Annotated in this window: 9 protein-coding genes; 1 reads left to right on the top strand and 8 read right to left on the bottom strand. The window is 44.2% G+C overall.

Annotated elements, in window-relative coordinates; translation table 11 throughout:
* Positions 1-160 precede the first annotated feature (160 nt).
* A complete protein-coding gene (locus MKZ13_RS16180; protein WP_339176746.1) occupies positions 161-1,921 on the top strand; it encodes a methyl-accepting chemotaxis protein in 1,761 nt (586 codons plus the stop codon).
* 125 nt (positions 1,922-2,046) lie between these two features.
* On the opposite strand, the gene MKZ13_RS16175 is transcribed toward MKZ13_RS16180, so the two are convergent.
* From MKZ13_RS16175 to MKZ13_RS16140, 8 genes are all read right to left on the bottom strand, one after another.
* Positions 2,047-2,934 (bottom strand): aldo/keto reductase, encoded by an 888-nt coding sequence (locus MKZ13_RS16175; protein ID WP_339176745.1) that lies wholly within the window; start codon positions 2,932-2,934, stop codon positions 2,047-2,049.
* Positions 2,935-3,281: 347 nt separating this feature from the next.
* A complete protein-coding gene (locus MKZ13_RS16170) occupies positions 3,282-4,976 on the bottom strand; it encodes an alpha-glucosidase (protein WP_339176744.1) in 1,695 nt (564 codons plus the stop codon).
* Between the two features lie 52 nt (positions 4,977-5,028).
* Entirely contained in the window at positions 5,029-6,657 is a 1,629-nt protein-coding gene (locus MKZ13_RS16165; protein ID WP_339176743.1) for an alpha-glucosidase, read from the bottom strand.
* A 22-nt stretch (positions 6,658-6,679) separates the two neighbouring features.
* Complete coding sequence (locus MKZ13_RS16160; RefSeq protein ID WP_339176742.1) at positions 6,680-7,573, bottom strand: carbohydrate ABC transporter permease; 894 nt, start codon at positions 7,571-7,573, stop codon at positions 6,680-6,682.
* 13 nt (positions 7,574-7,586) lie between these two features.
* Positions 7,587-8,501: an ABC transporter permease subunit gene (locus tag MKZ13_RS16155; RefSeq protein WP_076253174.1), complete on the bottom strand. Its 915-nt coding sequence runs from the start codon at positions 8,499-8,501 to the stop codon at positions 7,587-7,589.
* 61 nt (positions 8,502-8,562) lie between these two features.
* A complete protein-coding gene (locus MKZ13_RS16150) occupies positions 8,563-10,299 on the bottom strand; it encodes a sugar ABC transporter substrate-binding protein (protein ID WP_339176741.1) in 1,737 nt (578 codons plus the stop codon).
* A gap of 252 nt (positions 10,300-10,551) precedes the next feature.
* On the bottom strand, positions 10,552-11,958 hold the full coding sequence (locus MKZ13_RS16145) for a response regulator (protein WP_339176739.1): 1,407 nt from the start codon (positions 11,956-11,958) through the stop codon (positions 10,552-10,554).
* Entirely contained in the window at positions 11,951-13,666 is a 1,716-nt protein-coding gene (locus tag MKZ13_RS16140) for a histidine kinase (RefSeq protein WP_339176737.1), read from the bottom strand. The genes MKZ13_RS16145 and MKZ13_RS16140 overlap by 8 nt, the downstream gene beginning before the upstream one ends.
* Positions 13,667-13,926 lie beyond the last annotated feature (260 nt).

The raw sequence follows: 13,926 nt of genomic DNA, 5'->3' as shown, positions 1-13,926 counted from the left end.
TCGCAGACAAAAGGTCGAGTTCGTTTACAGAGATTTTCATCGCTCAAAGACTTCATTTTAGCTCCTCTTTTTTCGATATATTAGGTACAGATTTAATTTAAATTTTAACTATCAGGTTCTGAGTTAGATCTGTACATTGACATACTTAGGGGGAACTGAAGTGAAAACAAAGATAGGATCCATTCTAAAAATGAGAACGTTAAGGGCTAAGTTAGTTTCTTTGTGCTTGGTTATACTTATCGTGCCCACAATCGTAATAGGGTTCAGTTCTTATACCGTTTCAAAAAATGAAATGAATGAATCCGGCAAGGCCGCACTTGAAAATAGTGTCCGAATGGTCATTGGTATGATTAATCTCCTCAACGAGCAGGTAGAGAATGGAAGTTTAACATTGGAGCAAGCGCAGGAAAAGCTCCGCGTAGAACTGCTCGGTGAAAAGAATGCAGATAATAAGCGGCCTGTAAAAAGTGAATATACTGTAGGGGAAACAGGATATCCATGGGCTGTTGGCAAAGATGCACATTCCGTAATGAATCCTTCAAATGAAGGTCAGGATTTGACAGATGTCGTTACAGAAGATGGCGTATATTTGGGAAAAGAGCTCGTTAATGTTGGAACAGCCGGAGGCGGATTTGTCACCTACAAGTGGGCTCTACCGGATACAGGTGAGGTAGAAACGAAAGTTTCATATGTTGAAATGGACCCGCATTGGGGATGGATCATCGGTTCGGGTGCCTACTTAAGTGAGTTTAACAGTGGTGCCACACAAGTATTGTATCTTGTTCTTATAATTATGGCTGTGGCGGTTGTTCTTGGTTCCATTATCGTTAGCATCATCTCAGGACGCCTAACGAAGCCGATCCTTATGGTCGCTAAGCGATTGAAATCCGTTGCGGACGGTGACCTAACCGTTGAAGAAGTTAAGATGAAGTCCAAAGATGAGATCGGTGAGCTTTCACAGGACTTTAATCATATGATTAAAAACATGAGAACGCTTATTAGTCAAGTCGATCTCTCTACCAAGCAGGTAGCCTCATCTTCCAAAGAGTTGACTCTTGGTGCGGAGCACACCAGTCAGGCAACTGAGAATATCACCATTTCCATCCAAGAATCTGCAGCCGGTGCACAAGAGCAACAAATGATGCTTCAACGGACAACCAACTCACTCGAGGAAATATCGATCGGGATCCAGCGAATTGCGGAAAGCTCATCAACCATTGCCGATTCTTCTGTTGATGCGATGGAACTCGCGAACATAGGTGGTACAGCCGTAGAGCATACGGCGAAGCAAATGAATCTGATCAACAAGTCGGTTAATGAAACGGATGTAGTTATGAGAATGCTAGATGAACGTAGCCAGCAGATCGGTACGATGCTCATTGCAATTACGGATATTGCGAAGCAGACGAATCTTCTTGCTTTGAACGCTTCGATTGAGGCAGCCCGTGCAGGCGAAGAAGGACGCGGTTTCTCCGTAGTAGCTGCTGAAGTGAGAAAACTTGCTGAACAATCGAACCAGTCATCCGGGCAGATTTCTACGTTGATTCAAGATATGCGTACAGATATCGAACAATCGCTCAAAACGTTGAATCGAGTTAAACAGGACGTTGACTCCGGCATACAGATTGCTAATGAGACGGAACAACAGTTTAACAAAATCGTAGAGTCTACCAACTTTATCGCCCAACAAACGGAGGAACTTGCCAGCGTTACACAGCAGATCACGGCAAGCGTCCAAGAAATCACAGCGGGCCAGGAGCAAGTCTCCAATCTAGCACTTCAAGCTGCAGACAACTCCCAAAATATAGCTGCTTCTTCAGAAGAACAACTGGCTTCCATGGAGCAAATCACGAGTTTATCCACAACCTTGCAGGAAATGTCTCAAAAGTTAGAGCGTTTGACGATTCAATTTAAATATTAATTATGATTCTTCCAGGTCAAAAAAAGCAGCCGACCCCTTATACTTTGGTCGGCTGCTTTCTCCTTTTTAATTCACTTTAATCCACGATTATATTGCCCTCAGCAAGCTACACCAATCAAGCTCGCTTATAATTCCAGATCTGCAGCCCGGGCGTTCGCTTCAACCTGATCCGGACTTTTGCATCCTGGAATGACGCAGCTAACGGCTGGATGCTTCAGACACCAGGCAAGGGCCCACGAGGCCATGTCGACCCCTTCAGGGACTTCGTTCTTCTGGATTTCACTTACCAGCTGCAGTTTCTCATCGATCTCTTGACGCTCGCGTCCCTTTCTGACATTGTCATTGAACACGGCGCCCGGCTTGTACTTACCGCTCAGATAGCCGCTGGCCAGTGGGACTCTTGCAAGCACACCAAGGTCCTGCTCCTGACATGACGGGAATACCCTCTCCTCGGGCTTCTGGTCCAGACGGTTATATACGACCTGTATTGCCTTCGCGTTTAACTCACTAGCCTTGCTCGTCTGATGCAGATTATCGTTGCTGCCAATGGAGATACCAAGATTTCGAATTTTACCGGCCTGTACCTGCTTGTCCAGCATGGTCCACAGCTCGTCGTTATCAAACGCCTCATCTGATCCGGAATGGAACTGATACAAATCGATATAATCTGTTCTTAGGGCTTTCAGGGATTCTTCCAGTTGTACACGGATCTGATCCACACTCCAGGCATTGGTCCAGTGATCATGCCATTGATGACCAAACTTCGATGCGATCACCCAATCCTCACGCCGGTCACGGGACATAAAATCCCCGATAAAGTTTTCCGACATATGGTGAGGTCCGTAACATTCCGCTGTATCAATCAAATTAATACCAAGCTCTTTGGCACGGTAAAGAATATCATCGACTTCCTTCTGGGTATAGTCCTTACCCCAGTCCCCGCCAAACTGCCAGGTGCCCACACCTACGACGGATACATCCAGCTCGGTTTTGCCCAATCTTCTGTACTTCATGCTACTCACCTCGAGGTTTAATATGTTGGTCAATTGACCGAATGGAACAATAAGTATTCAATTTACGATAACGCTTTCATAATAAAGGATAATTAACAAATTTTCAATCTGAGGTATGCTCGTCGGTATACGCAGGAAGAACCCTCTCAAATTTAAAGGTTGACTTAATGTATCCCCTTTAAAGAAAAATGACTTGGCTTCACTCGTTTCACGCCCTCCGCTGGCTGAAGGCATAACAAATAAAGCCCCTTAGAAATTCATTGGATAAGCGGCACTGATTCCAATACCTTTTCTAAGGGGTCCACTTGCTCGATGTCAGAAATTAGAGAGTGAATTCTCTGTTTGCTTCATTGGATACCTGTAGGAACATCAGATTTATACTTTTCGCTTAATCCAACAATAGTTTCAAACGGTCGCAACACCAGCGGCAGCAAGCCATTCTCATAGTTGGTAAGCCAGATCTCTGAGAAGTTGAGGCCAAGCTCATCTTCCTCAAGCTCCACCATGTGTTCAGTAAGATTGATTACTACCAGCACCTGTTGGTCTGCCAGTGTACGTGTATATGCATATACACTCGGATGATCCGGCATATGAAGCTCATAAATACCATAAGTCAACGTATCGTGCTCTTTTCGCAGCTGAATCATTTGTTTATAAAATTGAAGAATGGAACGTGGTTCCTGAAGTTGTTTCTCTACATTAATATGGATGTAATTGTCATTCACTTTCAGCCATGGCGTACCACTGGTAAACCCTGCCTCTTTGGCCTTAGACCATTGCATCGGCGTTCTGGAATTATCGCGACTCGAAGCCCAGATGATGTTCATGATCTCCTCATGTGACATCCCCTCTTCACGTTTGATCTGATATAAATTCCGATCCGCTATGTCGTTATAATCCTCTATGGAAGGGAATGCCACGTTTGTCATGCCGATCTCTTGCCCCTGATATATGAATGGAGTGCCTTGCATGAAAAAGTACATGGCTCCAAGTGCTGTAGCACTTTCATACCAATATTCTGTATCATTTCCCCAAGTTGAAACTTTACGAGGCTGATCATGATTTTCAATAAATAAAGCATTCCAGCCGACGCCTTCCAGTGATTTTTGCCACTTGGTCAAGACGTTTTTCAGTTTGGGAACATCCAGTTGCCTGTCTGTGCTGTTTTTCCAAAGGTCCAGATGTTCGAATTGAAAGACCATATTAAATTTCCCTCTGACTTCACAGATCCAATCCAGCAGATCTTCTTGGTCCTCTACCTTTACTCCATTTGCTTCCCCAACAGTCACGACGTCATATCTGGATAATGTGTTCTCTTTCATTTCTTGCAGATAACTCTGGATTCCCTTGACATTCATATGCTTTTCAAAAGAGGAGATGTACTTGACGCCTTCTCTTATTGGCATGTCCAAGAGGCCCTCTTCTTTGTGAATATGGCTGATGGCATCCACACGGAAACCATCAATACCTTTATCCAGCCACCAATTCATCATTTCATATATGGATTTCCGAACTTCCTGATTTGCCCAATTCAAGTCTGGTTGTTTTTTGGAGAATAGATGGAGATAGTACTGTCCGGAGACTTCATCATATTCCCAAGCAGAACCGCCAAAGATGCTCTCCCAGTTATTTGGTTCATCTCCATTCTTCCCATCTCTCCAGATGTACCAATCCCGTTTGGGGTTATCCAGCGAAGCTCTGGATTCAATAAACCACGGGTGTTCGTCACTTGTATGATTAATCACCAAGTCCATAATGAGTTTCATGCCGCGGTGATGCACTTCATTCAGTAATTGATCAAAGTCCGCCATCGTGCCGAATTCATCCATAATGGAACAGTAATTGCTGATGTCATACCCATTATCGTCGTTGGGTGACTTATACATCGGACAGATCCATATCAGATCAATACCGAGATCTTGAATATAATCCAGTTTTGAGATGATCCCCTTAATGTCACCAACCCCATCTCCGTTGGAATCCATAAAACTTCTCGGATAGATTTGATAAGCTACTGCCTCTTTCCACCATACTCTTTTCATTGAATACAATCCTTCTTTCTTGAGAACTGAACATCATATAACGTATTATGCTTTAATTATGAATAACGTACATTCTTGCTTCATATGGACGTAATTCACTCTCCGAGAGTTCACCTGTATAGTTAGCTATCAAAAGCTGATGGGACCCTGTCAATTGCTCCTGAAGCGGGAGTTCAGTCGTATATCCTTTGAAATTGCATAACACAAGAATTGTAGTACCATTCAGCGTACGGGTGTATGCAAACACGTCTGGGTTCTCTGGAAAGATCAGCTTATAATCACCATATACGATGACTTCATGATCTTTTCGTAATTGAATTAACTTCCGGTAATAATGGAATATGGATTCAGGGTCATTCAAACTTTCCTCTGCATGGATATACGTATAATTTGGATTTACCTTAATCCAAGGTTCCCCTCGTGTAAAACCAGCGTTATCGGAACTATCCCATTGCATAGGTGTGCGTGCATTATCACGTCCCTTGGCGTAGATCGACTCCATCACGCTTTGTTCAGGATAACCTTTCCCCATTCTTTCCTTATAAAAATTGAGCAATTCAATATCCCGATAATCCTCGATCGAATATTGAACATTCGTCATCCCCAGCTCTTCACCTTGATATATGTAAGGCGTACCTTGCATGCCATGAAGAAGGGTCGCCAACATTTTAGCCGATTCAACTCTGAATTCTCCATCATTTCCCCAACGTGACACGATACGTGGCAAATCGTGGTTGTTCCAGAATAGACTGTTCCAGGCATCACCCTTAAGCTCCGTTTGCCACTTGGACAGCACTTTTTTTAATGCCATCACATCCAAAGGTTTAAGATCCCACTTTCCTTTGCCATCTTGTTCATCCAAACTGATGTGTTCAAATTGGAATACCATTGAAAACTCACTGCCGTCTGGATTGCTGTACAGTTTGGCGATTTCCGGAGTGGCGCCCCATGTTTCTCCAACCGTAAGCAGGTCTTCTGCTTTTTGAAACGTCTCCTTGCTCAGTTCCCTGATGTATTTATGCAGATTAGGTCCGTTTCCCGTAATCTTCAAATCCGGTTCTTTACCGATTAAGTCGATCACATCAAGTCGAAAACCACCCACACCCTTTTCGATCCACCAATTGATCATGTTGTATATTTCCTGCCGGACTTTGGGGTTTTCCCAGTTGAGATCTGGCTGTTTTACGGAAAATAGATGCAAATAATATTGCCCGATCTCAGGCACCCATTCCCAGGCTGAACCACCGAAGGTGGACCCCAAGTCGTTCGGAGGTATTCCTTCCACGCCATCTCTCCAGACGTAGTAGTCATGGTACGGATTGTCTTTACCTTTTTTGGCTTCTTGGAACCAGGGGTGTTCATCCGAGGTATGGTTCAACACCAAGTCCATAATGATCCGAATGTCACGTTTCTTGGCTTCAAGAATTAACGTTTCCATATCTTCCAAAGACCCAAACATCGGATCGATGTCCTGATAATCTGAAATATCATATCCGTAATCATCTTGAGGGGACTTGCAGACAGGTGATAACCAGATCGCACCAATGCCGAGTTGCTGCAAATAATCCAATCGGGACACAATGCCCTCCAAGTCTCCGATTCCATCACCGTTTCGATCTTGAAAGCTGCGTGGATATATTTGATATACCACAGTTTCTTTCCACCATTTTTTATTTTCCATGTTCCATTCAACCTTTCTAAGGTTATTCTTTGACCGATCCTACAACAATGCCAGTCACAAAGTATTTTTGCAGCAAGGGATAAATCAGTAATAGCGGGATAACAGCAACTACGATTTTGGCTGCGTTCAGGTTTTTATTCGAAATTTCAGTCAGGTTGCTGAGTTCGCTGGAATTCGTGCCGGCTTGAAGCAAATCGGCAATATTCACATTAAGGGACTGAATATAGGTCATTAGCGGGTAATTGCTGACTTTGGTCATATAGATCAAACCACTGAAGAAGTCATTCCATGTACCGACGATACTGAACAAGGCGACTGTCGCCAGCGCAGGAATGGACACAGGCACATACACTTTGAACAAGACCTGAATGGGATTTGCTCCATCGATGAACGCTGCTTCTTCAAGCGCTCTAGGTACAGCAGAGAAGAAATTCATCACAAGGATGACACTGAATATGGGGACAGCGCCTGGCAGAACCAGTGCCCATATCGTATTCAGCATGTCCAGGTTTTTGATCAACAGGTAACTCGGAATCATGCCTCCGCTGAACAACATGGCAAAAATCATGATATTCATATAAATGTTTCTGCCTTTGAAATCCCTCTTCGATTTGGATAACGGATAAGCCATCAAAATAATCAAAATCATGTTAAGCACAAGGGTGAGCGCGACACGCAGAACAGATATGCCAAAGGAACGCCAGAACTGTGCATCATCAATAATTTTGGTATAAGCCGCTGTTGTAAAATTGACCGGAACGAGACCTACAGCATTCGCGGATACCGCCTCGCTGCTGCTGAATGAAATGGCGACGATATTCCATAACGGAAGAAGGCAGACCAATGCCAGCATGATGACGATGGCATAGATGACAAACCGGCCAATTCGATCTTTGAAGTTTGAAGAATAGGACACAGGTTTGGCCTCCTTAGAATATTTTTCGATCCGTATATTTTTTGGCCAACTGGTTGGCAGACAAGAGCAACACAATGCCGATTACGGACTTGAACAAACCAACAGCTGTACCGAAGCTATACTGTCGTCCAACGAGACCGATCCGATAAACATAGGTATCCAGAATGTCGCCTGACTCGTAGACAACCGGGTTATACAGATTATAGACTTGGTCGAAACCGGCGCTCAAAATGTTGGTCAGACTCATTACGCCCATGAGCAGAATAATAGGTAGCATGCCTGGCAATGTAATATGCCACACTTTTCTCCACCAACTGGCTCCATCCATTCCTGCCGCTTCATACAGACCGGGATCAATCGATGTGATCGCAGCCAGATAAACGATGGAACTGTAACCAAACTCTTTCCATACGTCTGTACCGATAATCAGTGGCTGGAACCAGGTGTTGCTGCCAAGGAAATTAATATTTTCGAGGCCAAAAAACGCCAACATTTGATTCACAATGCCATCCAGACTGAACATGTTGACAACAACGGATGCCAGTACAACCCAGGATAGAAAGTGTGGCAGATAAACAATCGTCTGCACGGATTTTTTAACGTATTTGATACGAATTTCATTTAATAAAACGGAAAAAATGATGGCCATCATCGTTCCAAGCAGAATCTTGCCAATCGCAATCACCAACGTATTGCTGACGACCTGCGCGATATCCGGCAGCTTGAACATATACATAAAATGCTTCAAGCCTACAAATTCAGAGCCGAACATGCCCTTGGCCGGTATATAGTCCTGAAACGCTGTAATGATACCGACCATTGGAACATAGCTGAATACAAGCAAAAACAAAATGCCCGGAATCATCATCATATGGTACATGGCACCTGGGCCGAGCCGCCCTCGCGCTTTCAAATTCCCCTGTTTCATGGATGAACCCCTTTCGTTGAAGAAAGGCTGCGTATCGCAGCCCTTCCACTGTTCATGGATATTATTGTTTCGATGCGATCTCGTCTTCAATTTCCTGAATGACTTGATCACCACCCTGTTTTTTCCAGTTGCTCACGAATGTATCGAAGTAATCGAGCGGTTCTGAACCCGTTATGATTTTGATAAACGATTCCTGTTCCAACTTCGTCAGATTGGCCCACGTCTGTTTCATGCTTGGTGTAGTGCCAGAGAAAGCAGGTGTCATCCATACAAATTTGCTTTCTTGTGTCAGTTTGTCGATTAGTCCCACTCCGTTGATCCGCGAATGATATTTTGACCAAGCAGTCACATCATCCGTATCCATGTCGCTCAAATAGGTTTTGATGCTTCCGATATTGTTCTTCGATTCGGTAGTGCGAACCTCATCCAGGGAAATCTCTCCTTTGATTCCTCGAACAACATCAGAGTAATCATCCAGCAGCGATGTAGCCGAGTTGACTTCGATATTAAAAGGTCTCGTAGATCCGTCTACCCCGGTCTCCTGATATTTGGCAGCTTCCGGCATGGTTGTTGCGGCATCTTTATCATTGGCCAGTTTATCGTAGAACAGGTTTACAATCTTAACGGCCAGTTCAGGGTGTTCATAACCCTTTCTCACCACGATAAACTGATTGGATGGATTGGCATGCGCCACGTTGACCTTGCCGTCTGCATCTTCCAGCGTATAAGCCGAGAATTTCGCATTTTTATCCATCTGTTTTGCACTGATCAGTCCCCAGTCAGGGATATGCCACGGTCCAAAGGCAATACCGCTTTGGCCATTGGCGTAGAGTGCGGTAATATCATCAAACGTGCGGGTTCCGAATTGCGGGTCGATAATACCATTCTTGAACCAATCCGCCATGGTACCCAGCATTTTCTTCGTTTCTTCTGTTGTGGAACCATACACGATTTTGCCGTCTTCACCATTCATCCAATATTGCGGGAAGGCTCCCTCGGTTGAGGCCACACCCAGCATCGTATAAGCAGAGCCATTATAATCTGTTGTATTCATCGTGTTCACAAATGGAATGCCTACCGGGTTTCCGGATTGGCCAGGATCTCTTTTCAGGAATTCCAGCGCTGTTTGCTCCACTTCATTCAGTGAAATGGCGCCATCTCCGTCTGCATCAAGTTGAATCCCCAGCAGATCCAACCAATCTTGACGGACCCAAACCATCGTTGGTGCGGAATCCAGGGAAGTCGCCGGAAGGCCCATCAAACGTCCATCGATTGTTGCATTGTCTAATGCCCGTCCATCATAGGAATCGTACATCTGCTTGATGTTATCTGTGGCATATTGATCGTAAATGGACGTCAGATCCTCAATCAGGTCATTATCCACCAATTCTTTCAGTTCGTCTTTGGAATCGACGCGCATCATGTCAGGCAATTCCCCGGATGCGATGGCGAGTGAAACTTGACGGCTATAATCTTCGCCATTGGCTTCAAATTGATCTGTAATCTTGGCGTTAAACGTGTCTTTGACCAGCCGGGTATACGCATTATTCTCATAGGTATCTCCAGCCGGCAGTTTTGGGTTGGCTGTGGTTACTCGTCCCATGGTTACGGTGATTTCGTCTTTATAGGCACTGAACGGATCTCCCGGCGTCACCTCATATTTGCCTGCTTCCTCTGCAGTAGGAGGATTGGAAGAGTCTCCACATGCCGCTAGGGCTGCAACCATCAAGGCAGACATGGACAGCACAGCGAGACGCTTCGTCAACCGGTTGCTTTTCATAGACCATTTTGTTCTCATCTAGTTCGATTCCCCTTTATTCTGATGTTCAATATATTTGTTTGCGCTTTCATTATAAAATGAAGTGGAGGCTAATCGAGATAGGGATAACACGTCCGTTTGGATAGAGAAATGGTTACAGTTTTCAGTCTGTATTAATAAGTATGGTTAACTTGTGATCATTTACCCTACCTACTGACTAACATTCGTCTATCTACCCCTATTCTCGATCAAAAACAAAAGCCGGCAGCTCCTAAAACAGGAAACTGTCGGCTATTTATTTCCTCTACCTAGCTGCCGATATTCGCTTGGCAGAAGACCTATCAGTTCGCGGAAAATCCGGCTGAAATATTTTTCATCCGTATAACCCACTCGCTCCGCAATCCAGAAAATCGTATTATTTGTATTGAGCAAGTACTCTTTGGATTTCTCTACCCGGATGAATCGGGAGTACTCATTAAAGGTTTTCCCCATCAGATCTTTGAAACATTGACTGAAATAACTTCGGCTGATGTTGAGTTGTTGGGAGAGACCTGAAGCTGTATAGGCCTGCTCCAAATCATGCTGCATGATCATCACCGCTTTTTTCACGGCATCGATGATTTCCTGTGAATACGAAGTCTGTTCATCTGCCTTTCGAATGCTTGCAGCAATCTGTTTGATCCATTCTTCAACCTCGTACCAAGACTCGAAAGAATGGATCATCGAGATTCTTCCAAGCGTAGTTTGGGCAAAAATACGGTTCCACTCCATTACGATCGAGTACAGCAATCCCATCAACTGACCTTTATGTAATCGTAAGGATATAAACTGGTCAATAAGTTGATTGTAGTAACTGTCATGGTGGGTCCATGGTGTCTGGAACCAACTTTGCTTAATCCGATCAAGGTCCTCATCCTGCGGTTCTTTTGAAACTGTATCTTCCTCATTCATCGAAACGGCAATGACTTGGTTATTGGGATTGTACGCATAGAATAAAGTCGTCTCTGTATAATTCCTAATCCAGTTTTTGATTTGCGACCATGTTCGCTCTTGTATATCAGACAAAACCAACAACGTACTATGGGGAACTTGATGCACGCATTCCTTCAATTGCTGAATTAGTTGATCTTCTAGGGACGGGGGTGCAGCCCACATGCAGCTATTACGCTCAACCTCCCACCTTATCTCGTCTTCATGCGCAGTTAGCTCCATTGGCCACTTATGTTCTGATTTACGATCCTGTGAAACAAGTGCATACACATTTCGATAATGGAAATTGACTTCATTCTGCGAAGGCATCTTCCTTATCGTGCTTGTCAACCCGTTAATTCGGGTGTGTATCCGTTGCAGAACATGTTCGAATTGCTCTTTCTCCAGCTGCACTTTGGCTATATAATCGATGGCTCCGAGTCGTAGCGCTTCCTGGATATAATCGAAATCCTGATGTAGTGTTAACACAACGATATGAAGTTCGGGATAGAGCTGCCTCGCAGCTCGCATCAGTTCAATCCCTGACATGACGGGCATTGCAAGATCCGTTAGCATCAGATCGACCGGTTGGGTTTTTAGGAAATCCAGCGCTTTCGCCCCGTTGCTGGCCTCTCCTACAACCTCCATGTTGAACTCGTTCCATGGCATCGCAGAGCTAATGCCTTTGCGTACCAACTTATCATCATCTACAATCAATACCTTAATCATGCGAGATATCTTCTCCTTTAATAGGCAATACGAGCAATATGTTTGTCCCTGTTCCCAATTCACTCTCAATCACCAGTTGCGCTTGGTCCCCGTACTGTGCTTTCAACATGCGGTGAACGTAATTGAGTCCGATGCCCATCCCTACTTTTTGTTGTTCAGCTTCACGATTGTTCAGCAGATTATGAATGGTTTCCTCCGTCATACCTGCGCCATTATCTTGTATCATAATGTTCAACGTTGAAGTGCATGTCACTTCAATCTGAATAAAACCTTCGTCACTCAATCCATGATATAACGAATTTTCAACCAGCGGTTGCAGAATAAAGCGGGGCACAGGAATCTGAAGCACTTTTTCATCTGCAGTAATACGGACGTCAAATTCAAAGTCATAGCGAATTTGCTGCAAAATCAGATACTGTCTTAACGCATCGATCTCCTCTTCCATGGTGGATACTTGCCCTAATTTGCCTAGATTGTAATAGAGCAGCTTGTTCAATGACTGCACCAGCTTGTCGATCTCCCCTTGTCCGTTCATGACCGCCAGCCAGTGCACCGTATCCAGCGTATTCATCAGAAAGTGCGGATTGATCTGATAGAGCAGTTTTTCCACTTCCAGGTCTGCACGAATCTTCTCTTTCTGCTGAACTTCCTTGAAGAGGTCACCAATCTGATGCTGCATATTCGAAAATTCACCCAACAGAAAATCAAATTCGGGAATCTGAGTGCGAGCTCGGCTCCCTATTGTTTGTGGATTTTTGGACATCCCATTGATCTCCGAATGGAACAGACCGAGTGGTTTGTAGACCATCTTCCACAGCAGCCAAGCGAGAAACACGGTAAAGCCGAGGAAAAATAAAGCGACCAGCAAAATTTGAAGCAACCACTGGTTTTTCTCCTGTTGATATTGAGACTGCGAAATGACCGATACGACACTCCAGTTCTGTGAGGAATCCTCTTTGAACCAGTGATACCCGCGGGATATTCCGTCCTTGGCAGGATCGGCCGTTAAGCTGGTGAAATTCTCCCCTACCTTCATGGCTTCCGGTATTTCGCTGTACACAATGTTGCCTTCACCATCCAGGATGAGATGAGATAATGCGCCGTTGTATTGATTGTAGCCCAAGATATCCTGTGTAAGTCGAAAACCTGATTCTACGTAAATGAACACGTCGTTTCTCGCGGAAAGTTGTACTTTTCGCAAAGCAGACAGAACGAGTTGATCATCAAATCGGTTCATACTCATATGGGGGCCATAGTACTTAATGCCATAAGTTTGGAAGAGCACAGGCAGAGACTCAGGAGAGAAACGATCCTTAATTGGAAAGTTGCCGAACTGCGTAGTACCTTCTTTTTGAAAGTAATACAGGGTCAATCCGATATTAGGATTGGTGAAGGTGACAACACTTAACTCGTTCTTTAATTCGTCCCTGGCCTCAATCAGTTCGAAGATATCAGAGGACGGATTCAAGAATTCATCTAATCTTTTGCCTAAAGTACCCCTGTAAGATAATTGCTGCGTAACGTGATTCAGATTGGTGATGGAGTTCTCCAATGAGGATGTCACCTGCTGTAAATTGCTACGGATGCCATCATCGATCTTATTTGCGAAAATGGAGTCGATCGTATAATAAGAAATCGCAAATATACTGATAAAGGGGATAAACGCACTGAGAAAGAACAGTAAAAAGATTCTTTTTTTTAGTGTCATGGGAACCTCTTCTCCTTCTGAAAATAAAACAGCAAGCCTCCTGTGTATGGAAGCTTGCTCTGAAATATACATTCAAGCGGACACGCTGTCTGTATCCTGTCCAAGTCCAATTTCCTTTCATCATTATAGATTGATATTCAAATAAGTCAAACGCTTTCATACTGTGCGTATATAAAAAGTGCTACTCCTCAAAATGATGAGGAATAGCACTTTTATATGCGTACCTTACTTCAGTTGAAATCACTTCTTGTTCATGGAAT

The sequence above is a fragment of the Paenibacillus sp. FSL R5-0701 genome (genome assembly GCF_037973995.1).
Taxonomy (GTDB): domain Bacteria; phylum Bacillota; class Bacilli; order Paenibacillales; family Paenibacillaceae; genus Paenibacillus.
This window is presented reverse-complemented; position numbering and strand designations above follow the sequence as displayed.